Source organism: Stenotrophomonas sp. YAU14A_MKIMI4_1 (assembly GCF_003086855.1).
GTDB lineage: Bacteria > Pseudomonadota > Gammaproteobacteria > Xanthomonadales > Xanthomonadaceae > Stenotrophomonas.
Genome location: NZ_CP025998.1, coordinates 1827783 through 1851731 on the forward strand (window position 1 = coordinate 1827783; position 23949 = coordinate 1851731).

The 23949-nt window shown below is 63.7% G+C and carries 20 protein-coding genes; 14 read left to right on the forward strand and 6 right to left on the reverse strand.

Features of this window, described 5'->3' with window-relative positions; genetic code table 11:
* Nucleotides 1-16: 16 nt before the first annotated feature.
* The 3 genes from C1931_RS08455 to C1931_RS08465 all read right to left on the reverse strand — a co-directional run bounded on the left by C1931_RS08455 (nt 17) and on the right by C1931_RS08465 (nt 4432).
* Nucleotides 17-1225 carry an acetyl-CoA C-acyltransferase gene (locus C1931_RS08455; protein ID WP_108752874.1) on the reverse strand — a complete coding sequence of 403 codons (1209 nt, stop codon included), beginning with the start codon at nt 1223-1225 and terminating at the stop codon, nt 17-19.
* A 142-nt stretch (nt 1226-1367) separates the two neighbouring features.
* On the reverse strand, nt 1368-3740 hold the full coding sequence (locus C1931_RS08460) for a 3-hydroxyacyl-CoA dehydrogenase/enoyl-CoA hydratase family protein (RefSeq protein ID WP_108755988.1): 2373 nt from the start codon (nt 3738-3740) through the stop codon (nt 1368-1370).
* A 26-nt stretch (nt 3741-3766) separates the two neighbouring features.
* Complete coding sequence (locus C1931_RS08465; RefSeq protein WP_108752876.1) at nt 3767-4432, reverse strand: TetR family transcriptional regulator; 666 nt, start codon at nt 4430-4432, stop codon at nt 3767-3769.
* A 422-nt stretch (nt 4433-4854) separates the two neighbouring features.
* On the opposite strand from C1931_RS08465, the gene ndk reads away from it, so the two are divergent.
* From ndk to folD, 10 genes are all read left to right on the forward strand, one after another.
* The gene (gene ndk, locus C1931_RS08470) at nt 4855-5280 is read left to right on the forward strand and encodes a nucleoside-diphosphate kinase (RefSeq protein WP_108749396.1); all 426 of its coding nucleotides are present in this window, start codon (nt 4855-4857) and stop codon (nt 5278-5280) included.
* Between the two features lie 10 nt (nt 5281-5290).
* The gene (gene rlmN, locus C1931_RS08475; protein WP_108755989.1) at nt 5291-6496 is read left to right on the forward strand and encodes a 23S rRNA (adenine(2503)-C(2))-methyltransferase RlmN; all 1206 of its coding nucleotides are present in this window, start codon (nt 5291-5293) and stop codon (nt 6494-6496) included.
* Nucleotides 6483-7271, forward strand: coding sequence for a type IV pilus biogenesis/stability protein PilW (gene pilW / locus C1931_RS08480; protein WP_108752877.1), 789 nt, complete (start codon nt 6483-6485; stop codon nt 7269-7271). Before rlmN ends, pilW begins: the two co-directional genes overlap by 14 nt.
* Before the next feature lie 19 nt (nt 7272-7290).
* On the forward strand, nt 7291-8157 hold the full coding sequence (locus C1931_RS08485) for a RodZ domain-containing protein (RefSeq protein WP_108755990.1): 867 nt from the start codon (nt 7291-7293) through the stop codon (nt 8155-8157).
* Between the two features lie 64 nt (nt 8158-8221).
* Nucleotides 8222-8860: a tetratricopeptide repeat protein gene (locus C1931_RS08490; RefSeq protein WP_108755991.1), complete on the forward strand. Its 639-nt coding sequence runs from the start codon at nt 8222-8224 to the stop codon at nt 8858-8860.
* The gene (gene bamB, locus C1931_RS08495) at nt 8860-10068 is read left to right on the forward strand and encodes an outer membrane protein assembly factor BamB (RefSeq protein WP_108752880.1); all 1209 of its coding nucleotides are present in this window, start codon (nt 8860-8862) and stop codon (nt 10066-10068) included. The genes C1931_RS08490 and bamB overlap by 1 nt, the downstream gene beginning before the upstream one ends.
* 15 nt (nt 10069-10083) lie before the next feature.
* Entirely contained in the window at nt 10084-11481 is a 1398-nt protein-coding gene (gene der / locus C1931_RS08500) for a ribosome biogenesis GTPase Der (protein WP_108752881.1), read from the forward strand.
* Between the two features lie 154 nt (nt 11482-11635).
* A complete protein-coding gene (gene moeB / locus C1931_RS08505) occupies nt 11636-12790 on the forward strand; it encodes a molybdopterin-synthase adenylyltransferase MoeB (protein WP_108757700.1) in 1155 nt (384 codons plus the stop codon).
* Between the two features lie 173 nt (nt 12791-12963).
* On the forward strand, nt 12964-14799 hold the full coding sequence (locus tag C1931_RS08510; protein WP_108755992.1) for a monovalent cation:proton antiporter-2 (CPA2) family protein: 1836 nt from the start codon (nt 12964-12966) through the stop codon (nt 14797-14799).
* Nucleotides 14800-14992: 193 nt separating this feature from the next.
* On the forward strand, nt 14993-15868 hold the full coding sequence (gene folD / locus C1931_RS08515) for a bifunctional methylenetetrahydrofolate dehydrogenase/methenyltetrahydrofolate cyclohydrolase FolD (RefSeq protein ID WP_108755993.1): 876 nt from the start codon (nt 14993-14995) through the stop codon (nt 15866-15868).
* A 205-nt stretch (nt 15869-16073) separates the two neighbouring features.
* Here the strand turns inward: folD and C1931_RS20245 are convergent, their stop codons facing one another.
* From C1931_RS20245 to C1931_RS20255, 3 genes are all read right to left on the reverse strand, one after another.
* Nucleotides 16074-16214 carry a hypothetical protein gene (locus C1931_RS20245; RefSeq protein WP_159093573.1) on the reverse strand — a complete coding sequence of 47 codons (141 nt, stop codon included), beginning with the start codon at nt 16212-16214 and terminating at the stop codon, nt 16074-16076.
* 390 nt (nt 16215-16604) lie between these two features.
* Complete coding sequence (locus tag C1931_RS20250) at nt 16605-16745, reverse strand: hypothetical protein (protein ID WP_159093573.1); 141 nt, start codon at nt 16743-16745, stop codon at nt 16605-16607.
* 136 nt (nt 16746-16881) lie between these two features.
* Nucleotides 16882-17022 carry a hypothetical protein gene (locus C1931_RS20255; RefSeq protein ID WP_159093573.1) on the reverse strand — a complete coding sequence of 47 codons (141 nt, stop codon included), beginning with the start codon at nt 17020-17022 and terminating at the stop codon, nt 16882-16884.
* A 246-nt stretch (nt 17023-17268) separates the two neighbouring features.
* Here C1931_RS20255 and guaB point away from each other — a divergent pair, with 246 nt between their 5' ends.
* From guaB to C1931_RS08535, 4 genes are all read left to right on the forward strand, one after another.
* Complete coding sequence (guaB, locus tag C1931_RS08520) at nt 17269-18726, forward strand: IMP dehydrogenase (protein WP_108757701.1); 1458 nt, start codon at nt 17269-17271, stop codon at nt 18724-18726.
* Between the two features lie 110 nt (nt 18727-18836).
* Nucleotides 18837-20402: a glutamine-hydrolyzing GMP synthase gene (gene guaA / locus C1931_RS08525; protein ID WP_005413109.1), complete on the forward strand. Its 1566-nt coding sequence runs from the start codon at nt 18837-18839 to the stop codon at nt 20400-20402.
* Nucleotides 20403-20719: 317 nt separating this feature from the next.
* Nucleotides 20720-22381, forward strand: coding sequence for an RNA-directed DNA polymerase (locus C1931_RS08530; RefSeq protein ID WP_108755994.1), 1662 nt, complete (start codon nt 20720-20722; stop codon nt 22379-22381).
* A complete protein-coding gene (locus C1931_RS08535; RefSeq protein ID WP_108755995.1) occupies nt 22374-23924 on the forward strand; it encodes a DNA polymerase in 1551 nt (516 codons plus the stop codon). The genes C1931_RS08530 and C1931_RS08535 overlap by 8 nt, the downstream gene beginning before the upstream one ends.
* Nucleotides 23925-23949 lie beyond the last annotated feature (25 nt).

A 23949-nucleotide genomic window follows, 5' to 3' on the forward strand; every position in this document is an offset into this window, starting at 1 on the left:
CCCCAGGCGGTCAGCCTTACAGCGCTTCGAAAATACCCGCGGCGCCCATGCCGGTGCCGATGCACATGGTCACCATGCCGTACTTCTGCTGGCGACGGCGCAGGCCGTGCAGCAGGGTGGCGGTGCGGATCGCGCCGGTCGCACCCAGCGGGTGGCCCAGAGCGATCGCGCCGCCCAGCGGGTTCACCTTGCTCGGGTCCAGGCCGCAATCGCGGATCACCGCCAGCGACTGCGCGGCGAAGGCTTCGTTCAGTTCGATCCAGTCCAGCTGGTCCTGGGTCAGGCCGGCCTGCTTCAGTGCCTTCGGAATCGCGGCGATCGGGCCGATGCCCATCACTTCCGGGCGCACGCCGGCCACCGAGAAGCTGACGAAGCGGGCCAGCGGGGTCAGGCCGTAATCCTTGATCGCCTGTTCCGAAGCCAGCAGCACGGCGCCGGCGCCATCGCTCATCTGCGACGAGTTGCCGGCGGTGACGGTGCCGCCGAACTGGCCGTTGCGGAACACCGGGCGCAGCTTGGCCAGGCCTTCAGCGGACGAGTCCGGGCGCGGGCCTTCGTCGGTGTCGGCAATCTTGTTGCGGGTGATGATGCGCTGGCCATCGGCCAGGTCCGGCAGGTGCGAGACGATTTCGTACGGACTGATCTCATCCTTGAACTCGCCGTTCTGGATGGCGGCCATGGCCTTCTGGTGCGAGGCCAGGGCGAAGGCGTCCTGCTCTTCGCGCGAGACCTTCCACTCTTCGGCCACCTTTTCGGCGGTGATGCCCATGCCGTAGGCAATGGCCACGTGGTCGTTGTCGAACACGCTCGGTGCCATCGCGATCTTGTTGCCCATCATCGGCACCATCGACATCGATTCGGTGCCGCCGGCCAGCATCAGGTCGGCGTTGCCCAGGCGGATCGCATCGGCCGCCTGCGCCACGGCCTGCAGGCCGGACGAGCAGAAGCGGTTCACGGTCTGCGCGGCGATGGTGTTGGGCAGGCCGGCCAGCAGCACGCCGATGCGCGCCACGTTCATGCCTTGCTCGGCTTCGGGCATGGCGCAGCCGATGATGGCGTCATCGATGCGGTTCACGTCCACGCCCGGGGCCTGGGCGACGACGCTGCGCAGCACGTGCGCAAGCATGTCGTCGGGGCGGGTGTTGCGGAACATGCCCTTGGGCGCCTTGCCTACCGGCGTACGGGTGGCGGCGACGATGTAGGCGTCCTGGATTTGCTTGGTCATTGCAGTGATCTCTTGAATGGGTTTTGCCGGTGTGCCCACCAAGGTGGGCACCTACCAGAGGCGGAGGAGTGCCGACCAACGGTCGGCACCCACCGGGGCAGAGGGTGTGCCCACCAAGGTGGGCACCTACCAGAAGCAGGTATCAGTTACGCAGCGGCTTGCCGGTCTTCAGCATGTGCGCGATGCGGGCCTGGGTCTTTTCCTGCTGGGCCAGTTCAACGAAATGCTTGCGCTCCAGGGTCAGCAGCCACTCTTCGTCCACCAGGGTGCCGCGGTCGACCTTGCCGCCGCACAGCACGGTGGCAATGCGCTCGGCAATCTCGTAGTCGTAGGGGCTGATGAAGCGGCCTTCCAGCATGTTCACCAGCATCATCTTGAAGGTGGCGATGCCCACGTCACCGGCCACCTGGATGCGGCGTGCCGGCAGCGGCGGGCGGTAACCGGCTTCGGCCAGCGCACGCGCTTCGGCCTTGGCGATGTACAGCGCCTCGTAGCTGTTGAACACCACCTTGTCGGTGCTGCGCAGCAGGCCCAGTTCCTTGGCGTTGACCGCCGAGTTGGACACCTTGGCCATCGCCACGGTCTCGAAGGTCTTCTTCAGTTCGGCGAACACATCACCGCCCGGACCGGCCGCCTGCGAGGCGCGCACGGCCAGTTCCTTCAGACCGCCACCGGCCGGCAGCAGGCCCACGCCGGCTTCGACCAGGCCGATGTAGCTTTCCAGGAAGGCCACGGTCTTGGCGCTGTGCATCTGGAACTCGCAGCCACCACCCAGGGCCAGGCCACGCACCGCGGCCACCACCGGCACCAGCGAGTACTTGATGCGCTGGCTGGTGCGCTGGAAGTTGGCCACCATTTCTTCGAACTGGTCGACCTTGCCGGCCTGCAGCAGGCCCAGCGCGCCGGCCAGGTCGGCACCGGCGGAGAAGGGTTCCTTCTGCTGCCAGATCACCAGGCCCTGGAAGTCCTTCTCGGCGCGGCTGACGCATTCCTGCAGGCCATCAAGCACCTGGTCGGACACGGTGTTCATCTTGGTCTTGAAGCTGACCACGGCAATGCCATCACCGTCGTGCCACATGCGCAGGCCGTCGTTCTCGAACACGGTCTCGCCCGGGGCGAACTGCTCGCCCAGCAGCGGATCGGGGAAGCGCTGGCGCTGGTACACCGGCAGCGACGAGCGCGGCAGCTTGGCGTTGCGCGACGGGCTGTAGCTGCCCTCGGCGGCGTGCACGCCGTCGCGGCCATCGAACACCCAATCCGGCAGCGGGGCGCTGCTCATGCTCTTGCCGGCCACGATGTCATCGGCAATCCACTGCGCCACCTGCTTCCAGCCGGCAGCCTGCCAGGTTTCGAACGGGCCCAACGACCAGCCGTAGCCCCAGCGGATGGCCAGGTCGACGTCGCGCGCGGTTTCGGCGATATCGGCCAGGTGGTAGGCGCTGTAGTGGAACAGGTCGCGGAAGGTCGCCCACAGGAACTGCGCCTGCTTGTGCTGGCTCTCGCGCAGCTTGGCGAACTTTTCGGCCGGGTTCTTGATCTTCAGGATCTCGACCACTTCCGGGGCGGCAGTGCGATCGGCGGCGCGGTAGTCCTGCTTTTCCAGGTCCAGCACCACGATGTCCTTGCCGACCTTGCGGAAGATGCCGGCGCCGGTCTTCTGGCCCAGCGCGCCCTTGCTGATCAGCGCGTCCAGCCACTTCGGCGACTTGAAGAATTCATGCCACGGGTCGTTGGGCAGGGTGTCGCCCATGGTCTTGATGACGTGGGCCATGGTGTCCAGGCCGACCACGTCGGAGGTGCGGTAGGTCGCCGACTTCGGGCGGCCCACCAGCGGGCCGGTCAGGCCGTCCACTTCATCGAAGCCCAGGCCGAACTGCTGGGTGTGGTGAATGGTGGACAGGATCGAGAACACGCCGATGCGGTTGCCGATGAAGTTCGGGGTGTCCTTGGCGTACACCACGCCCTTGCCCAGGGTGGTGACCAGGAACGCTTCCAGGCCTTCCAGCACCGCCTTGTCGGTGGTGGTGGCCGGAATCAGTTCGGCCAGGTGCATGTAGCGCGGCGGGTTGAAGAAGTGCACGCCGCAGAAACGGTGGCGCAGCTGCTCGGGCAGCACGTCGGCCAGCTTGTTGATGCCCAGGCCGGAGGTATTGGAGGCCAGCACCGCGTGGTCGGCCACGAACGGGGCGATCTTCTTGTACAGGTCCTGCTTCCAGTCCATGCGCTCGGCAATGGCCTCGATGATCAGGTCGCAGTCCTTCAGCTGTTCCAGGCTGGTTTCGTAGTTGCCTGGAGTGATGGCTTCGGCCAGCGACTTGCTGGCCAGCGGCGCCGGGCTCAGCTTGCCCAGGTTGGCGATTGCCTTCAGCACGATGCCATCGGCCGGACCTTCCTTGGCAGGCAGGTCGAACAGCACGGTATCGACGCCGGCGTTGGTCAGGTGGGCGGCGATCTGGGCACCCATGACGCCGGCACCCAGCACGGCGGCGCGGCGGACTAGCAGGGAATTGGACATGGTGTAGGGCCTTTTTTGGTCAGCAGTTACTGGGTGGAATCAATGGAAGCGGGCAGGGCGCTGTCGCGTGCGGCGGCGCGGAACCCGGCTTCGGCGAAATGGATCAGTTCGTGGGCGGCATGGGCACGATGCGCCGCTTCGGTGACACCGGCGGGTCGCTTGATCAGCCCGAAGTCGGCCATGGCGTAGGTGAGCGAGCCGGCCAGGAAATCCAGCCGCCAGTACAGCTCTTCCTTGCTCAGGCCGGGCACGCACTCGGCAATGGCTTTGCCGAACGCGCGCAGCACGTGGCCGTAGTGGTCGGACAGGAACTTGCGCAGGTTGTCGTTCTTTTCGGCGTAGGCGCGGGCGATCACGCGCACGAAGGCGCCGCCGCTCTGGCGGTCCTGGGCCATGGCCAGTGCCGGTTCCACGAAGGCGGCCAGCACCGGGCGCAGCTGGCCGGGGTGTTCGCTGCGGGCGCGCTCGAGCTGGGCCAGGCGCGCGGCGGTCATTTCGTCCATGCGGCGGCGGAACACCTCGTTGACCAGGTTTTCCTTGGATCCGAAGTGGTAGTTCACCGCCGCGATGTTCACATCGGCCTGGCTGGTGACCTGGCGTAGGGACGTGCCGGCGAACCCGTGCTGGGCGAACAGCTCCTCGGCGGCACCGAGGATCCGGTCCTTGGTCGAGAAGTGGGCGGGTTTGGCCATGGGACGGCGGACCTTAATCAAACGATTGTTTGATACTAGGACCAGACGGGGGCGTATGGCATTTTGCAGTGCAGCAAATCTGCCGGGCGAGTTAGAGGGCGTTCACCCGCGGGGTCGGGGGATGGGGTCGGATCCCCGAAGGGGCTCCGACCCCATGGCCGGGCGGGTCGTGGTGGGGTCAGAGCCCCTGCGGGGATCTGACCCCTGGGGTGGGACCCTTGGCTGGGCTGGGGAAGGGGGTCAGAGCCCCTGCGGGGGTCTGACCCCGGGCGGCCGCGCGGCTGCCAGCCATGGGCTGGCACTACTACGCGGGATCTTTTACAATCCGCGCACGTTTATCAGGCTAAGCCCGCGTCCCGACGCGGGTTTTTTTCATGTTACCCTTCGGGCCATCAGCGGCCCGATTCCATTGGAGACATCCCATGGCGCTGGAGCGCACCCTTTCGATCATCAAGCCGGACGCCGTTGCCAAGAACGTCATCGGCGAAATCTACGCCCGCTTCGAGAAGGCCGGCCTGAAGGTCGTGGCCGCCAAGTACAAGCAGCTGTCGCGCCGTGAAGCCGAAGGCTTCTACGCCGTGCACCGCGAGCGTCCGTTCTTCAACGCGCTGGTCGAGTTCATGATCTCCGGCCCGGTGATGATCCAGGCCCTGGAAGGCGAGAACGCCGTCCTGGCCCACCGCGACCTGCTGGGCGCCACCAACCCGAAGGACGCTGCGCCGGGCACCATCCGCGCCGACTTCGCCGATTCCATCGATGCCAACGCCGCCCACGGCTCGGACTCGGTCGAGAATGCCGCCATTGAAGTGGCCTACTTCTTCGCCGCCACCGAAGTCGTTTCGCGCTGAGAGTGATGCCGTGAACGAGGTCGTACAGTCCCCCGCCATCCAGCCGCTGCCGAAGTCGGCACCCACGGCTGGCAAGCAGAACCTGCTCGACCTCGATCGCGCGGGCCTGGAACAGTTTTTCGTCGAAAAACTCGGCGAAAAGAAATTCCGTGCCCATCAGGTGATGAAGTGGATCCACCATCGCTACGTCACCGATTTCGATGAAATGACCGATCTCGGCAAGGTCCTGCGCGCCAAGCTGCAGGCCCATGCCGAGGTCGTTGTTCCCAACATCGTGTTCGACAAGCCCTCCGCCGATGGCACCCACAAGTGGCTGCTGGCGATGGGCGTGGATGGCAAGAACGCCATCGAGACCGTGTACATCCCCGACAAGACCCGCGGCACGCTGTGCGTGTCCTCGCAGGTCGGTTGCGGCCTGAACTGCACGTTCTGCTCCACCGCTACCCAGGGCTTCAACCGCAACCTGACCACCGCCGAGATCATCGGCCAGGTGTGGGTGGCCGCGCGGCACCTGGGCAATGTGCCGCACCAGATGCGCCGCCTCACCAACGTGGTGATGATGGGCATGGGCGAGCCGTTGATGAATTTCGACAACGTTGTGCGCGCCATGAGCGTGATGCGCGACGACCTGGGCTACGGCCTGGCCAACAAGCGCGTGACGCTTTCGACGTCCGGGCTGGTCCCGCAGATCGATCGCCTGTCCGCCGAAAGCGACGTGTCGCTGGCTGTTTCCCTGCATGCGCCGAATGACGCGCTGCGCGAAACGCTGGTGCCGTTGAACAAGAAGTACCCGATTGCCGAGCTGATGGCCTCGTGTGCCCGCTACCTGCGCGCCAACAAGCGCCGCGAGTCGGTCACCTTCGAGTACACCCTGATGAAGGGCATCAACGACAAGCCCGAGCATGCCCGCGAGCTGGCCCGCCTGATGCACCAGTTCGACAACGCGGTGCAGGCCCGGGACTCGGGCAAGGTCAACCTGATCCCGTTCAACCCGTTCCCGGGCACCCGCTACGAGCGGTCCGAAGATGCGCATATCCGCGCCTTCCAGAAGATCCTGCTGGACAGCAACGTGCTGACCATGGTCCGCCGCACCCGTGGCGACGACATCGACGCGGCCTGTGGCCAGTTGAAGGGCCAGGTGATGGACCGCACGCGCCGCCAGGCAGAGTTCAACAAGACGCTGCAGGCAGGGAAGGGGAGTGATGCAGCGGCCTGACCGCCGGTTGCCGGCCCTGTTCGCAGGCATGCTGGCAGTGGCTGCCAGCGGCTGTACCACCACTTCTGAAATTCCCATCGGCCCCGGCGGCGTGGCCCCGGTGCACACCGTGCGCGACGACCCCAACGTGCGCCAGCAGTTCAAGTACGACGACATGCTGGCGCTGGCCGCCCGTGACCTGCAGGTTGGCAACCTGGACGAGGCCGAGCGCAAGACCCGGCAGGCGCTGAAGATCCAGCCCAATGGCGTGGATGCGCTGATGCTGCAGGCCGGGGTGGACGACCGCCGCGGCCGCCAGCAGCAGGCCGGCGAAGGCTTCCGCCGCGCCGCCGAACTGGCCCCGCAGCGCGGCGATGTGCTGAACAACTACGCCGCCTGGCTGTGCCAGCACGGCCAGGCCGCCGAATCGCTGGTCTGGTTCGACCGCGCTCTGCAGGCGCCGGGCTATGCCACCCCCGCCGCCGCGCTGGCCAACGCCGGGGGCTGCGCGCTCGATGCCGGTCAGGTAGAGCGTGCCGAACGCGACCTGCGGACCTCGCTGCAGCACGCCCCGCAGAACCCGGTGGCGCTGGAAGCGATGGCCCAGCTCAGCTTCCGCCAGGGCCAGTACATGGCCGCGCGGGCCTTCGCCGAACGTAGGATTGCGGCTGCACCGGCCACGCGTTCCGTGTTACAACTTGCGTCTGACATCGAAGCGCGACTGGGCGATCAGGCGGCATCTGATCGCTATCTGCAGCGGATTCGACAGGAATTTCCGCAGGATGCGGGCTCCTAAACTCCAGGGTTGATGCATTGTGATTGATGACCAGACTGTGAGCGCTCTCGATACTGCGGCCGGCTGCGGCACCCGCCTGCGCCAGGCCCGCGAGGCGGCCGGACTGACCCTTGAAGACGTTGGCGCGCGCCTGCGCATGCCCGTCCAGGTGGTGAAGTCGCTGGAAGAGGAACAATGGCAGAAGCTGGGTGCGCCGGTGTTCGTGCGCGGTCAGCTGCGCAGCTATGCGCGCTTGCTGAACGTGGATATCAGCCAGCTGCTGGAACAGGCCCAGGTCGGGCCGGTGGTGCCGCCCACCCTGGTCAGCCATACCCATACCCCGCGTGCGCGCCGCATTGCCGAGAACCTCGGCCGCCGTGCGCTGTACGTGGGCATCACCGCCGTGCTGGCGGTGCCGGTGTGGTTCGCCACCCGCGGCCACTTCGACGACAGCGCGCCGGCGCCCAGCACCGCCTCGCTGGATGCCATTCCGGCCGCCGTGCCGGTCACCCCGCCGGTGGCAGGCAGCGATGCCGCCGTGGCCAGCGCGCCGGTGGCCGCCCCGGCTGCCAAGCCGGCCGCGCCGTACGTGGCCTCGCTCACCCCGGTGCCGCGCCCGGCCCCGGCCGCTGCGCCGGCCGCCGCCAACCTGGACATGCAGTTCAGTGGCGACAGCTGGGTGGATATTGCCGGCCCCGATGGCGGCACGGTCGAGAAGGCCCTGATCAAGGCCGGCGAGCGCCGCAGCTTCACCCCCGGCCAGGTAACCCGCGTCACCCTGGGCAATGCCTCGGCGGTGCAGGTTCAGCAGAACGGCGCTATCGTCGATCTGAGCCCCTACCAGCGAGCCAACGTGGCCCGCTTTCAGGTATCCTCTGAAGGCTCCGTAGTCCCGGTTTCACACTGAGACGCGGTTTCACCACCTTCGATAATCCCAATGGTCCCTCCCGATGGGCGGGGCGAGAGTACGCATGGCGATCGACGATCTGCTCGACGAGCACGAACAAAGTGAACGCGTCCGCAGCTGGCTGCGGAGCAATGGCGCCAGCATCATCGGTGGCGTAGTCATCGCCATCGGTGCCATTGCCGGCTGGCAGTGGTGGCAGCAGCAACAGGGCGGCAAGCTGGCCACGGCCAATGTCGAATACCAGAAAGCCCTGGTCGGCTTGGAGCAGAACAAGCTGGACGACGCCGCCAAGGCGGTGAAGGCGCTGGAGGCTGGCCCGTCCAGCATCTACGGCGATCTGGCCGCCCTGCAGCTGGCCAAGGCCCAGGTGGATGCGGGCAAGAACGAAGAAGCGCTGGCTACCCTGCGCGCGGTCAAGGTTGAAGGCGACCTGCAGCGCGTGGTCGACCAGCGCGTGGCGCGCCTGCTGGTGGCCACCGGCAAGAGCGATGAGGCCATCAAGCTGCTGGGCAGTGCCACCGACAGCAGCAGCCTGGAAATCCACGGCGATGCGCTGCTGGCCCAGGGCAAGCGCGATGCCGCGCGCGAACAGTATGAGAAGGCGCTGAAAACGCTGGACGTGGCAGCGCCGCAGCGGCGCCTGCTGGAAACCAAGGTTATGGACGCTGGCGGCACCGTCGCCGCCCCTGCGGAGTCGGTTTGATGAGTCAGAAGGTCATGATCACGCGCGTCGCTTCCGTGCTGCTGCTCGGTATGGCGCTGTCCGGCTGCAGCACCATGAAGGGCTGGTTCGCCGGTAAGGATGCCGCCGCCAAGAAGGCGCAGGAACCGGCCGAGCTGGTGAAGTTCGAGCCGACCGTGAAGGTCAACAAGGCCTGGTCGGTGAACCTGGGCAAGGGCGAGCAGCGCATTGGCGTGCGCCAGGGTCCGGTGGTGGCCAATGGCCACGTGTTCGCCGCGGCCATTACCGGCGGCGTGCACGCCATCGACCTGCAGACCGGCAAGAAGGTCTGGACCTGGGAACCGACCAAGGAAAAGAAGAAGCCGAAGCTGCGCCTGTCCGGCGGCCCCGGCGTGGGTGAAAACCTGGTGGTGATCGGCACGCTGGATGGCCAGGTCATTGCCCTGGACATCAACGATGGCAGCGAAAAGTGGCGCGCCCGCGTGCCCAACGAAGTCATCGCCGCCCCGGCCGTGGCCAACGGCCTGGTGTTCGTGCGCAGCAACGACGGCCGGGTGACCGCCTTCGATGCCGGCAACGGCACCCAGAAGTGGTTCAACCCCAGCGAACTGCCGGCCCTGACCGTGCGCGGCAACGCGCCGGTGGTCACCGGCCCGGGCGTGCTGTTCATCGGCAAGGATGACGGCGCCGTGTCCGCGCTGGCCATGCAGGACGGCCGCACCCTGTGGGACCAGAGCCTTGCCAGCGGCGAAGGCCGTACCGAGCTGGAGCGCATGGCCGACGTCGACGGCGCCCCGGTGCTGGAAGGCAACACGCTGTTCGTCAGCAGCTTCAAGAACCAGACCATGGCCATCGAAGGCCCGACCGGCCGCCCGCTGTGGGCGCGTGACCACGGCGGTGCCGGTGGCGTGGCGGTGTCTTCGGGCAATGTGTTCGTAACCGACAACAAGGGCGGGGTGTTCGGCCTGGACAAGACCAGTGGCGCTGCCATGTGGTCGCAGACCGCACTGGCCCGTCGCTCGCTCACCGGCCCGGCCCTGCAGGGCGATTACGTGGTGGTGGGTGACTACAAGGGATACCTGCACTGGCTGCAGACGTCCGACGGCGCACTGGCGGCGCGGGCCAAGAGTGGCGGTGACGCCCTGCTGGCCCAGCCAATCGTGGCCGACGGATTGCTGCTGGTGCAGAACGTTGATGGCAAGCTGACCGCCTTCCGGTTGGCAAATTAATACGGAGTAATCGCGATGCTGCCTTTGGTCGCCCTGGTTGGACGGCCGAATGTCGGCAAGTCAACCATTTTCAATGCGTTGACCCGCACCCGTGACGCCCTGGTCCATGACCAGCCCGGCGTCACCCGCGATCGCAACTACGGCGTGTGCCGCCTGGATGAAGACAACCACTTCCTGGTGGTCGACACTGGCGGTATTGCCGAAGAAGAAGAAGGCCTGGCTGGCGCGACCACGCGCCAGGCCCGTGCCGCCGCGGCCGAAGCCGACCTGATCCTGTTCGTGGTGGATGCCCGTGAGGGTACTTCGGCCATGGACGATGAGATCCTGGCCTGGCTGCGCAAGCTCTCGCGCCCGACGCTGCTGCTGATCAACAAGATCGACGGCACCGACGAGGACAACGTGCGTTCGGAATTCGCCCGCTACGGCTTCGGCGAAATGCTGACCGTATCGGCCGCCCATCGCCAGGGTCTGGACGACCTGCTGGACGAAGTGATCCAGCGCCTGCCCGAAGAGGGCAGCGGCGAAGAGCTGGACAACGACCCGAACCGCATCCGCATCGCCTTCGTCGGCCGCCCCAACGTGGGCAAGTCGACCCTGGTGAACCGCATCCTGGGCGAAGAGCGCATGATCGCCTCGGACGTGCCGGGCACCACCCGCGATTCGATCGCGGTGGACCTGGAGCGTGACGGCCGCGACTACCGCCTGATCGACACCGCCGGCCTGCGCCGCCGTTCGCGCGTGGACGAAGTGGTCGAGAAGTTCTCGGTGGTCAAGACCATGCAGTCCATCGAGCAGTGCCAGGTGGCCGTGCTGATGCTGGACGCCACCGAAGGCGTGACCGACCAGGACGCCACCGTGCTGGGCGCCGTGCTCGATGCCGGCCGTGCGCTGGTGATCGCCATCAACAAGTGGGATGGCCTGACCGAGTACCAGCGCGAGCAGGCCGAAACCCTGCTGTCGCTGAAGCTGGGCTTCGTGCCGTGGGCCGAATCGGTGCGCATCTCGGCCAAGCATGGCTCGGGCCTGCGCGAACTGTTCCGCGCCGTGCACCGCGCGCACGAATCGGCGAACAAGACCTTCACCACCAGCGAAGTGAACAAGGCGCTGGAAGTGGCATACGAGACCAACCCGCCGCCGACCATCCGCGGCCATGTCTCCAAGCTGCGTTACGTGCACCCGGCCGGTTCCAACCCGCCCACCTTCATCGTGCACGGCACGCGCCTGAAGGAGCTGCAGGAATCGTACAAGCGCTATCTGGAAAATTTCTTCCGCAAGCGTTTCAAGCTGATCGGCACCCCGGTGAGCTTCATCTTCCGCGAGGGTACCAACCCGTACGAGGGCAAGAAGAACGTCCTCACCGAGCGGCAGGTGAAGGCCAAGCGGCGCTTGATGAAGCACGTGAAGGGCAAGTAGCACGAGAGGCGGCCGCAGGGCCGCCTTTTTTGTTTGTGGGGTCAGAGCCCTTTTCTGCGAAAAGGGATCTGACCCCGTGCGTGGTCGTGGGGGAGGGGTCAGATCCCTTTTCGCAGAAAGGGCTCTGACCCCGGGGCAGTCCCGCACGCAGCGTCTGCGCGATAATGCCGCCATGAGCATTCCCGAGCGTTCCCCGCAGCAGGCGCACGCGCGCCTGGCCCATGGCGCGGTGCTGATCGATGTGCGCGCTGCGCACGAACGTGCCGGTGGCATGGCCGAGGGCGCGCGCGGCGTGGCCAAGGACGATCTGCTGGCCGAACCGGCCGCACACCTGCCCGCGCCAAATCAGGAAATCCTGCTGATCTGCCAGACCGGCAAGCGTTCGGCCGATGCGGCGCAGGCGCTCATCGCGGCAGGATATTCGAATGTGGCTTCCGTGACGGGCGGGACCGTGGCCTGGCGCGAACAATCGCTGCCGCTGGTGCAACCGCTGCTGTCCGCTGCTGATCAAGATTTCTACGACCGCTACTCGCGCCACCTGCTGCTGCCGCAGGTGGGCGAGGCCGGCCAGCGGCGCCTGCAGCAGGCGCGCCTGCTGGTGCTCGGCGCCGGTGGGCTGGGCGCACCGGCCAGCTTCTATCTGGCGGCTGCGGGGGTAGGGCATCTGCGCCTGGTTGACCACGACCACGTGGAGCGCAGCAACCTGCAGCGGCAGATCGTGCATACCGAAGCCAGCGTCGGCCAGGCCAAGGTGGACTCGGCGCGCGAGCGTCTGCTGGCGCTGAACCCGACCATCGACGTGGAGGCCGTGCGCGAGCGGGTCACGTCCGAGAACATCGATCGTCTGCTGCAGGGCGTGGACGTGGTGCTGGATGGCTCGGACAACTTCCCGCTGCGCTATCTGCTCAACGATGCCTGCATCAAGCACGCCGTGCCGCTGGTGTATGCAGCCATCGAGCGCTTCGACGGCCAGGTAAGCGTGTTTGATGCCGGCCGCCAGCGTGGCGTGGCACCGTGTTACCGCTGCCTGTTCCCGGAACCGCCGCCGCTGGAGTTCGCGCCCAACTGCGCCGAGGCCGGGGTGTTGGGCGTGCTGCCCGGCCTGGCCGGGGTGCTGCAGGCCACCGAGGTGCTGAAGCTGCTGCTGGGTATTGGCGAGCCGCTGGTCGGGCGGTTGCTGCGGTTCGATGCGTTGGGGATGCGGTTCCGGGAAAGCCGCATTGCGCCGGACCCGACGTGCCCAGTGTGTGCGCCGGGTGTGGTGTTCCCCGGGTATATCGATTACGCCGCGTTCTGCCGGGGCGGGTGAACGATCCGCCGGGCATGGCCCGGCGCTACCGCGGGGTCGATTTCGGAACGATGATGGGTATTGATTCGGCTATCGTTCCGTTTTCGGCACAATCAAACGCAACGCACATGCTATTGCCGTCCACCAACTTCCCCTATCGTTGACCCCATCAACGCATCTGGGGAACACACCGCATGGCGGTAGAAGCAGCGACCAGCGAACTGGTCAAGGTCGTCGCCCTGTTGGGCGCAGCGGTGGTCATGGTGCCGCTGTTCCGCAGGCTGGGCCTGGGCTCGGTACTGGGCTATTTCACCGCCGGTCTGGCCATCGGCCCGTTCGGGCTGGGTTGGTTCTCCGATCCTCAGGCGATCCTGCACACCGCCGAACTGGGCGTGGTGATGTTCCTGTTCGTCATCGGCCTGGAAATGCGGCCCTCGCACCTGTGGAGCCTGCGCAAGGAAATCTTCGGGCTGGGCACGCTGCAGATCGTCACCTGCGCGCTGGTGCTGACCAGCATCGCCAAGCTGTTCGGGCTGCCCTGGCAGGTTGCTTTCATCGGCGCCACTGGTTTCGTGCTGACCTCCACCGCGGTGGTGATGCAGCTGCTGGCCGAGCGCGGCGACATCGCGCTGCCGTCGGGGCAGAAGATCGTTTCCATCCTGCTGTTCGAAGACCTGCTGATCGTGCCGCTGCTGGCCTTGGTGGCGTGGATGGCGCCCAGCGCCGGCAGTGCCGACGGGGAGGGCTCGCGCTGGTTGTCGGTGGCCATCGGCGCCGGCGCCATCATCGGCCTGGTGCTGGTCGGTCGCTTCCTGCTGAACCCGCTGTTCCGCCTGCTGGCCGAAGCCAAGGCGCGCGAAGTGATGACAGCCGCCGCGCTGCTGGTGGTGCTGGGCGCGGCGCTGCTGATGCAGCTGTCGGGCCTGTCGATGGCGATGGGCGCGTTCCTGGCCGGCGTGCTGCTGAGCGAATCGACCTTCCGCCACCAGATCGAAGCGGACATCGAACCGTTCCGCGGCATCCTGCTGGGCCTGTTCTTCCTGAGCGTGGGCATGGCGCTGGACCTGGGCGTGGTGGCTGGCAACTGGCCGCTGATCGTCGGCCTGGTGCTGGCGCTGATGGCCGCCAAGGCCCTGTGCATCTACGTGGTGGCGCGCCTGATGGGCAGCGACCACGCCCAGGCGCTGGACCGTGGCGTGCTGATGGCCCAGGGCGGCGAGTTCGCTTTCGTGCTGTTCAGTGCCGCCGCCAGCGCCGGCGTCATCAACATGGACATCAATGCCAACTTCACCGCCGTGGTGGTGCTGTCGATGGCGCTGACCCCGCTGGTGGTACTGGTCTACAAGCGCGTGGCGCCGAAGCCGGAAGTGAGCCTGGAAGGCGTGGACACCGCCGACGGCCTGTCCGGCAGCGTGCTGCTGATCGGCTTCGGCCGCTTCGGCCAGGTGGCCAGCCAGTCGCTGCTGGCCCGCGACGTGGACGTGACCATCATCGACAACGACGTGGACATGATCCACAACGCCGAGCGCTTCGGTTTCAAGATCTATTACGGCGACGGCACGCGTCTTGACGTGCTGCACGCCTCCGGCGCGGCCACCGCGCGTGCGATTGCGGTATGCGTGAACAACGCCGAAGACGCCGACCGCATCGTGGAATTGGTGGCGCACGAATTCCCGCAGGCCAAGCTGCTGGTGCGCTCGTTCGATCGCGAGCACTCGCTGCGGTTGATCCATGCCGGCGTGGACTTCCAGATTCGCGAAACCTTCGAATCGGCCTTGCTGTTCGGCCAGGCCGCGCTGATGGAACTGGGTGCCGACGAAGAAGATGCGCAGGAGATTGCCGAGCAGATCCGCGAGCGCGACGCCGAACGCTTCGAACTGGAAATGGCCGGCGGCAGCCTGCGCGCCGGTGCGCACATGGTGTTCGGCAGCGCACTGCCCGGTGTGCCGACCCCGACGCCGTTCACCGCGCCCAAGCGCAAGGCGCGTACGTTGAACGCCGACCAGGTGCCGGAAGAAGAAGAGGAATGAGGGGGGAGGGGTCAGATCCCTTTCCAACGGAAAGGGCTCTGACCCCAAGCCTCGTAGACTCCGCAGCCAGCGGGGTCAGAGCCCTTTGCCTGCGGCAAAGGGATCCGACCCCTTCCTGACCGCATCCTGCGGTGGGCGAGGGGGCCTGAATCAGGGACAATAGCGTCCCCGCCGCCGCCTGCCCCCGCATTCGATGAACGATTCCGTCGCAACGCCTCCTGCCCGCATCCTCGATGGCCGCCGTATTGCCGAGGATCTGCTCGACAGCCTGAAGGTGCGCGTTGACGCCCGCGTCGCCGCCGGCGGCAGCCGCCCGGGCCTGGCCGTGGTGCTGGTGGGCGGTGACCCGGCCTCGACCGTGTACGTGCGCAACAAGCGCCGTGCGGCGGAAAAGGTCGGCATTGAAGCCTACGACTACGATCTGCCGGCCGGCACCACCGAGGCCGAGCTGCTGGACCTGATTGACCAGCTGAATGCCGACCCGAAGATCAACGGCATCCTGATCCAGCTGCCGCTGCCGGGCATTCCGGATGCGCGCCGACTGATCCAGCGCATCGACCCGCGCAAGGACGTGGACGGTTTCCACCCGGAAAACGTCGGCCACCTGGCCCTGCGTGAATTCGGCCTGCGCCCGTGCACCCCGCGCGGCATCACCACGCTGCTGGGCCACACCGACCAGCCGGTGCGCGGCCGCAACGCCACCATCGTGGGCGTAAGCAACCACGTGGGCCGGCCGATGGGCCTGGAACTGCTGATTGCCGGCTGCACCGTGACCAGCTGCCACAAGTTCACCCCCAAGGACGTGCTGGAACAGGCCGTGCGCAACGCCGACATCCTGGTGGTGGCCGTGGGCCGCCCGGGCATCGTGCCGGGTGAATGGGTGAAGCCGGGCGCCGTGGTGATCGACGTGGGCATCAACCGGCTGGACGACGGCCGGTTGGTGGGCGATGTTGGGTTTGAAGCCGCCGCCGAGCGCGCGAGCTGGATCACCCCGGTGCCGGGTGGCGTGGGCCCGATGACCGTGGCCACGTTGATGCAGAACACGTTGGAAGCGGCGGAAGCTTCCTGACCAATCCCAACGGCGCCGCTGCGCTCGCCGGGCATGGCCCGGCGCTACCGGGGCGGTGTCGGCCTGCATGGCCCGCTCCTGGTAGGTGCCAACCTTGGTTGGCACACATCCGTCGGGGCCATCGGCCCATCTGGGGTGCCGGTGCCGGGCGGATCGTGCCAACCAAGGTTGGCACCTACCAAAGGCGGTTTTCCGGTTGGGTTGATCACACGCGGTTGATGCAGAACACGTTGGAAGCGGCGGAAGCCTCCTGAGGGTAGCGCCGGGCCATGCCCGGCGGATGTTTGCGGCGCCGTTGCGCTCGCCGGGCATGGCCCGGCGCTACCGGGGTGGTGTCGGCCTGCATGGCCCGCTCCTGGTAGGTGCCAACCTTGGTTGGCACACATCCGTCGGGGCCATCGGCCCATCTGGGGTACCGGTGCCGGACGGATCGTGCCAACCAAGGTTGGCACCTACCAAAGGCGGTTTTCCGGTTGGGTTGATCACACGCGGTTGATGCAGAACACGTTGGAAGCGGCGGAAGCGTCCTGACCAATCCCAACGGCGCCGCTGCGCTCGCCGGGCATGGCCCGGCGCTACCGGGGTGGTGTCGGCCTGCATGACCCGCTCCTGGTAGGTGCCAACCTTGGTTGGCACACATCCGTCGGGGCCATCGGCCCATCTGGGGTGCCGGTGCCGGACGGATCGTGCCAACCAAGGTTGGCACCTACCAAAGGCGGTTTTCCGGTTGGGTTGATCACACGCGGTTGATGCAGAACACGTTGGAAGCGGCGGAAGCCTCCTGAGGGTAGCGCCGGGCCATGCCCGGCGGATGTTTGCGGCGCCGCTGCGCTCGCCGGGCATGGCCCGGCGCTACCGGGGTGGTGTCGGCCTGCATGACCCGCTCCTGGTAGGTGCCAACCTTGGTTGGCACACATCCGTCGGGGCCATCGGCCCATCTGGGGTGCCGGTGCCGGACGGATCGTGCCAACCAAGGTTGGCACCTACCAAAGGCGGTTTTCCGGTTGGGTTGATCACACGCGGTTGATGCAGAACACGTTGGAAGCGGCGGAAGCCTCCTGAGGGTAGCGCCGGGCCATGCCCGGCGGATGTTTGCGGCGCCGCTGCGCTCGCCGGGCATGGCCCGGCGCTACCGGGGTGGTGTCGGCCTGCATGACCCGCTCCTGGTAGGTGCCAACCTTGGTTGGCACACATCCGTCGGGGCCATCGGCCCATCTGGGGTACGGGTGCCGGACGGTTCGTGCCAACCAAGGTTGGCACCTACCAAAGGCGGGATGCCGCCGGCCCGGATGGCCCCTGAACCGATCATTGCCCGCGCGACACTGCGTCGCATCCACCCCCTCCCATCGGGCGTGAAAAAGGGGTAAAATGTCGCGCTTCCCCACATCTCGGGTATGCCGATGCTGCGCATCCAGGCTGAAGCACTCACTTACGACGACGTCTCGCTCGTCCCCGCTCATTCGACCATCCTGCCCAAGGACGTCAACCTCGAAACGCGGTTGACTCGCGACCTGAAGCTGAAGCTTCCGATCCTGTCTGCAGCCATGGATACCGTCACCGAAGCCCGCCTGGCCATCGCCATGGCCCAGCTCGGCGGCATGGGCATCATCCACAAGAATCTCAGCCTGGAACAGCAGGCCGCGGAAGTGGCCAAGGTCAAGAAGTTCGAGGCCGGTGTCATCCGCGACCCGATCACCGTCGGTCCGGAAACCACCATCCGCGACGTGCTGGCCCTGACCCAGGCGCACAACATCTCCGGCGTGCCGGTGGTGGGCAGCGACGGCCTGCTGGCCGGTATCGTGACCCACCGCGATATGCGCTTTGAAACCGAGCTGGACGATCCGGTCCGCCACATCATGACCAAGAAGGATCGCCTGGTCACGGTGAAGGAAGGCGCCGCCAGCGATGAAGTGCTGCAGCTGCTGCACCGCAACCGCATCGAAAAGGTGCTGGTGGTCAACGATGATTTCGCCCTGCGTGGCCTGATCACCGTAAAGGACATCCAGAAGAACACCGACTTCCCCAACGCTGCCAAGGATCTGTCGACGCGTCTGCTGGTCGGCGCTGCCGTCGGCGTGGGTGGCGATACCGATCGCCGCGTGGAAGCGCTGGTTGCCGCCGGCGTGGACGTGATCGTGGTCGATACCGCGCACGGCCACTCGCAGGGCGTGCTGGACCGCGTGGCCTGGGTGAAGAAGAACTTCCCGCACGTGCAGGTCATCGGTGGCAACATCTGCACCGGCGAAGCCGCACTGGCGCTGCTGGACAGCGGCGCGGACGCAGTGAAGGTGGGCATCGGCCCGGGCTCGATCTGCACCACGCGCGTGGTTGCCGGCGTGGGCGTGCCGCAGGTGACCGCCATCGATCTGGTGGCCGAAGCGCTGCAGGACCGCATCCCGCTGATCGCCGACGGTGGCATCCGCTACTCGGGCGACATCGGCAAGGCGCTGGCCGCCGGTGCCTCGACCATCATGGTCGGTGGCCTGCTGGCCGGTACCGAGGAATCGCCGGGCGAGACCGAGCTGTACCAAGGCCGTTCGTACAAGAGCTACCGCGGCATGGGTTCGCTGGCTGCCATGGAAAAGGGGTCCAAGGACCGCTACTTCCAGGACGCAGCCACCGCCGACAAGCTGGTGCCGGAAGGCATTGAAGGCCGCGTGCCGTACCGCGGCCCGGTGGGCGGCATCATCCACCAGCTGATGGGCGGCCTGCGCGCCACCATGGGCTACGTGGGCTGCGCCACCATCGACGAGATGCGCAGCAAGCCGAAGTTCGTGAAGATCAGCGGCGCCGGCCAGCGTGAGAGCCACGTTCACGACGTGACGATCACCAAGGAACCGCCGAACTACCGCGCCTGACGCGGGCCGGGCAAAGAGGAACGAGGAAGCTGATTCCCGTTCCTCTTTCTCTATCTGCCGTTGAAAAAGCATTCGAAGTTTCGTTTTCCCTACTGCATTGCCAGGGCGCCATGACCAACATCCATAACGACAAGATCCTGATCCTCGATTTCGGCGCGCAGTACACGCAGCTGATCGCCCGCCGCATCCGCGAGCTGGGTGTCTACTGCGAAATCTGGGCCTGGGACCACAACCCGGCCGAGATCGCGGCGTTTGGCGCCAAGGGCATCATCCTGTCCGGTGGCCCGGAATCGACCACGCTGCCGGGCGCCCCGGCCGCGCCGCAGGAAGTGTTCGACAGCGGCCTGCCGATCTTCGGCATCTGCTACGGCATGCAGACCCTGGCTGCGCAGCTGGGCGGTGCCACCGAAGCGGCGGACCAGCGCGAGTTCGGCCACGCCGAAGTGAACGTGATCAACCCCGATGCGTTGTTCAAGGGCCTGAGCGACCACGGCGGCGAGCCGAAGCTGAATGTCTGGATGAGCCACGGCGACCACGTCTCCGTTGCACCGCCGGGCTTCACCATCACGGCCACCACCGACCGCATTCCGGTGGCCGCCATGGCCAACGAAGAAAAGCGTTGGTACGGCGTGCAGTTCCACCCGGAAGTGACCCACACCCTGCAGGGCCAGGCGCTGCTGCGCCGCTTCGTGGTGGACGTGTGCGGCTGCCAGACCCTGTGGACCGCTGCCAACATCATCGACGACCAGATCGCCCGCGTGCGCGAACAGGTGGGCGATGACGAAGTGATCCTGGGCCTGTCCGGCGGCGTCGATTCGTCGGTGGTGGCCGCGCTGCTGCACAAGGCCATCGGCGAGAAGCTGACCTGCGTGTTCGTGGATACCGGCCTGCTCCGCTGGCAGGAAGGCGACCAGGTGATGGCGATGTTCGCCGAGCACATGGGCGTGAAGGTCGTTCGTGTGAACGCCGCCGACCGTTACTTCGCCGCGCTGGAAGGCGTGAGCGACCCGGAAGCCAAGCGCAAGATCATCGGTAACCTGTTCGTTGAGATCTTCGACGAAGAGTCGAACAAGCTGAAGAACGCCAAGTGGCTGGCGCAGGGCACCATCTACCCGGACGTGATCGAGTCGGCCGGCAGCAAGACCGGCAAGGCGCATGTGATCAAGAGCCACCACAACGTGGGCGGCCTGCCGGAGCACATGAAGCTGGGCCTGGTGGAGCCGCTGCGCGAGCTGTTCAAGGACGAAGTGCGCCGCCTTGGCGTTGAGCTGGGCCTGCCGCGCACCATGGTCTACCGCCATCCGTTCCCGGGCCCGGGCCTGGGCGTGCGCATTCTGGGTGAAGTGAAGCGTGAGTACGCCGAACTGCTGGCCAAGGCCGATGCCATCTTCATTGATGAGCTGCGCAAGGCGGACCTGTACGACAAGACCAGCCAGGCGTTTGCCGTGTTCCTGCCGGTGAAGTCGGTGGGCGTGGTGGGTGATGCGCGCGCTTATGAGTGGGTGATTGCGCTAAGGGCTGTGGAGACGATTGACTTCATGACCGCGCATTGGGCACATCTGCCGTATGAGTTCCTGGGTACGGTGAGCAACCGGATCATCAATGAGTTGCGGGGGGTGTCACGGGTTGTCTATGACATCTCGGGGAAGCCGCCGGCTACTATTGAGTGGGAGTGAGTTGAAGAACGAGGGCGCCGAGAGGCGCCCTTTTTTGGTTCTTCTTCCGGCCGATGGAAGAAGAGTGATTCCCTACGGGCTGCTTCATCTATAGGCATCTTGGGTGGTGATCGCTGATGAATCCACCCCCGATCGTCGCTTGGGCGCAATTCAACGAATGGGCAGCGTAGCTAGTTCATAGCGTTGTCTTGCCAGATAGGTCTGCGTCGCAAAGCGGAATGATGTCAGTGTTGATCTGCCTGGGGGAAAACTCCTAGGATGGATGCAATGATGACGTTCAGCTCTACGTGGGCGAGTAGTTAGGTTTAAGGGGGGGTATGGAACAAAATGATGAAGGCAGGACAATCGATCTGCTTGCATTTCCGATAGACGTCGATAGCGTTCTGCAGCACTTACATAGGGACATGAGAGATGATTGGTTTGAAGACGCCCTCCAGCACCGAGATCTGTTCTCAAATAAATCCTCTTTGAGAGAGGTACTTTCCGAGGTTTTGCTTGGTGGAAATGGGCGCTATGTTCCATCGCAAAGCAATGTTTGCGACATTCCAAAGAAGGGGCTGGGTGTTAGATATGCGTTGGAAACGGATTTCTATGATCGATTTATATACCAGGCAATTTGCTCATTCCTGATCCCGTACTATGATCCGCTTCTATCGCACCGTGTCCTCGGGCACAGGTACGACAAACGGAAGCGCACAGATAAAGATCTGTTCAAAGGCAGGATCGAACTCTGGAAGACATTCGAAGGAGTGACAAAAACCGCCCTAAGGAACGGCCAGGCTCTCTTTTCAACTGATCTTATTAACTATTTTGAGAACATATCGATTGATAGTATTCGCTCAGCCTTTGAGGGGATGCTACCTCGCGTAAAGGCGAGTGGGCCCGAGAAAGTTCTCATCCGAAACGCAATCAATACGCTTTGCGAACTGATGGTTCGCTGGTGCTTCAATGAGCGGCATGGATTGCCGCAAAATAGAGACGCATCATCCTTCATTGCAAACGTTGTTCTCGACTCTGTCGATCAGAGCATGGTGCGAAAGGGGTTTGATTACTACAGATATGTTGATGACATTAGAATAATATGCAATACACCGCGAGGTGCTCGGCGGGCAGCGACTATTCTCATCGGCGAGCTTAGATCTGTGGGAATGAATATAAACTCGTCGAAGACGAAGATAATTACGTCCGACAGTTCGCAGGATGATATAGATGAATTCTTTCCTGGGGGTGACGATAGAAGCATAGCTATCGACAATATGTGGCGCTCAAAAAGTCGTCGCTTGATCATTCGATCAGTTAAGTATGTATTTCAGATGCTTTCCGATTGCATTGAATCGAAGCAGACTCAGTCTCGGCAGTTTAGATTTGCCGTGAATAGGTTGATTCGGCTGGTAGAGTCGGGAATCTTCGACGTTCAGGGTGACATGTCATCCCAGCTTAAGTCCTTGCTGATTGATTCGTTGGAGGAGCATGCCGCATCTACAGATCAATACTGTAGGTTGCTTATCTCTTTAAGTCTGACTGGCGAAGAGTTGAGCAGGGTGGAGCACTATCTTTGTGATAATGAGCTTGCAATTCACTCTTGGCAAAACTTCCATTTGTGGATGATTTTTGCTCGGGTTGGGCGCAATTCTCCTGTGCTAGTGAAGTTGGCGGAGGAGAGAATCAACGAGGACATCCTTAGGTCCGAGGTTCCTGCGATATTTATATATCTTAGGTGCGTGGGGCAGGTCGGGTTGCTTCAAGGCTGTGTTAATAGGTTCAGATCCACTTGGCCCTACTACCATCAGAGGAGTTATCTCCTGTCCATTAGTGAATTGGATAGAGATGTTATTAAGCCCCTGGTCCCGGAATTGGGTCCGAAGCTGAGAGGGACAGTGGGGCGTGCTAAGAGTCATTTTATTAATAATGTCCCCCTGTTGGAGCGCGAACGGACTTCGATTCTGCGCCTATACGAGGAGCTGAGTCCCTATGACTGACAATAAGGTTGTGTTGCTCTTTATTAATGATTTTTCGGGGCAGAGTGGCGAGAAGCTCTATCTCTACTCGAATGGGGTTTTAACGGGGGTTGCTGCAAGGGACGTGGTGGAGGTTAATTGCGAGATAATTTGCCATGACTACTGGCTGCTAGCGCCGACGTTATTTTCAGTAGCAGGTAGGCTTCCTTCGCTAGTCACAGACGTCGACGAATTGCGGATATCGACTTCGGGGATTCGCAGCGACAGAGAGGCTCGTGACAAGGTAGACGTGTGTACCCAGCTGCTAGAGCTTGGATACGAAGAGGAAGAGGTGCTGGGTCGGTACAGAAATATAGTATTCAAAAATTCTGATTTCGATGATGAGGTATTCTCCAGGGTTGCCATTGCGCTACTTAAATACTCTGCCCGCGTTGAGGCCGAGGCTAAAGAGCATGGGGAGTGGGATAGGTACTGTCAGATCGAACGGCCGGTAATTAGCTATCTTATCCGCTCTGCTGCTGACGGTATCTCGATAAATAAGCCTGTGCTTAAAATACATAAGCAGGACGTCGATTTCTCATATTACATGGCGCTCAAGGAGTTTTCTGCCACTTATGATTTGCCTCTTGAAGTTCCTACGGACGAGGAGGTGATCGAGCATCTTGAGCCTCAGGGGTACGATTTTTCGGGTGTCGGACTAGAGTACGTTCTGAATTTCGTTCCTATGCCTAACGGCTTTTCAGAAAAATTGATCGAGTTGCGGAAGATAGCTGCAAGCAGAATGGTTTTGGGGTCAATCTCTCTGAGTCAAGATCGGATCTATCCTGTTGTTGATGGCTTTGGCTCAATCACATCAAGGATTTATTACAAAGACCCGTCACTTCAGAATCTTTCGAAGCGATTTAGGGATGTTATCTCTCCCGCAGAAGGGAAACGCCTATCCTATGTTGATTTTGGGCAGTTTGAGGCTGGAATAATGGCTGCTCTGTCGGGTGACGAGGCTATGCTGACTCTCTACAGGCAGGGGGATGTTTATGAGTCGGTTGCTGTTGAGGTCTTTGGTGATCCTGCGTTTCGCAAGCAAGGGAAGAGATTGTTCTTGTCCTATGCGTATGGAATGAAGAGGAGGAATTTAATAGATGCCGCAGTAGGATATGGTGCCTGCCGCGATAGTGCTAAGGAGTTCTTTAATAAATTTGTCAGGTTCGAAAGGTGGAAGTCGGAAATTCACTCTGAGTTCCACAGTTCTGGAAAGATCGGCACGGCGTTTGGGAATTTTGTGCGCCGCTCGTCTACGGCCCCTTTGAGTGAAAAGGAGAAGCGTTCTGCGGTAAGTCAGGTTGTTCAGGGGACCGCATCCCTTATATTTAAGAAAGCGCTTATCAGAATGAGCCTTGATGATCGGGTCGCTTTGAGGATTCCTATGCACGACGCTGTGTTGTTTGAGCACTCGCCTGAATTCAATCCCATTGAGATCGTTAATATGTTCTCTGGAGTCATGACCGAGCATTTCGATGGGGCCATCGAGGGAAAGGCTGAGATCGCTGTCTTTGCGCAGAATTGAGGGAGCCAGTCGACGCTCTGATTGG

Excerpts from the sequence above, each read along its gene's own strand:
- C1931_RS08460 (WP_108755988.1), bottom strand. The coding sequence starts at position 3,740 with ATGTCCAATTCCCTGCTAGTCCGCCGCGCCGCCGTGCTGGGTGCCGGC.
- C1931_RS08530 (WP_108755994.1), top strand. The coding sequence starts at position 20,720 with ATGGAACAAAATGATGAAGGCAGGACAATCGATCTGCTTGCATTTCCG.
- C1931_RS08465 (WP_108752876.1), bottom strand. The coding sequence starts at position 4,432 with ATGGCCAAACCCGCCCACTTCTCGACCAAGGACCGGATCCTCGGTGCC.
- C1931_RS08455 (WP_108752874.1), bottom strand. The coding sequence starts at position 1,225 with ATGACCAAGCAAATCCAGGACGCCTACATCGTCGCCGCCACCCGTACG.
- C1931_RS20255 (WP_159093573.1), bottom strand. The coding sequence starts at position 17,022 with ATGCAGGCCGACACCACCCCGGTAGCGCCGGGCCATGCCCGGCGAGCG.
- folD (WP_108755993.1), top strand. The coding sequence starts at position 14,993 with ATGAACGATTCCGTCGCAACGCCTCCTGCCCGCATCCTCGATGGCCGC.
- guaA (WP_005413109.1), top strand. The coding sequence starts at position 18,837 with ATGACCAACATCCATAACGACAAGATCCTGATCCTCGATTTCGGCGCG.
- C1931_RS08510 (WP_108755992.1), top strand. The coding sequence starts at position 12,964 with ATGGCGGTAGAAGCAGCGACCAGCGAACTGGTCAAGGTCGTCGCCCTG.
- C1931_RS08535 (WP_108755995.1), top strand. The coding sequence starts at position 22,374 with ATGACTGACAATAAGGTTGTGTTGCTCTTTATTAATGATTTTTCGGGG.
- C1931_RS20245 (WP_159093573.1), bottom strand. The coding sequence starts at position 16,214 with ATGCAGGCCGACACCACCCCGGTAGCGCCGGGCCATGCCCGGCGAGCG.
- pilW (WP_108752877.1), top strand. The coding sequence starts at position 6,483 with ATGCAGCGGCCTGACCGCCGGTTGCCGGCCCTGTTCGCAGGCATGCTG.
- der (WP_108752881.1), top strand. The coding sequence starts at position 10,084 with ATGCTGCCTTTGGTCGCCCTGGTTGGACGGCCGAATGTCGGCAAGTCA.
- ndk (WP_108749396.1), top strand. The coding sequence starts at position 4,855 with ATGGCGCTGGAGCGCACCCTTTCGATCATCAAGCCGGACGCCGTTGCC.
- bamB (WP_108752880.1), top strand. The coding sequence starts at position 8,860 with ATGAGTCAGAAGGTCATGATCACGCGCGTCGCTTCCGTGCTGCTGCTC.
- C1931_RS20250 (WP_159093573.1), bottom strand. The coding sequence starts at position 16,745 with ATGCAGGCCGACACCACCCCGGTAGCGCCGGGCCATGCCCGGCGAGCG.
- guaB (WP_108757701.1), top strand. The coding sequence starts at position 17,269 with ATGCTGCGCATCCAGGCTGAAGCACTCACTTACGACGACGTCTCGCTC.
- C1931_RS08490 (WP_108755991.1), top strand. The coding sequence starts at position 8,222 with ATGGCGATCGACGATCTGCTCGACGAGCACGAACAAAGTGAACGCGTC.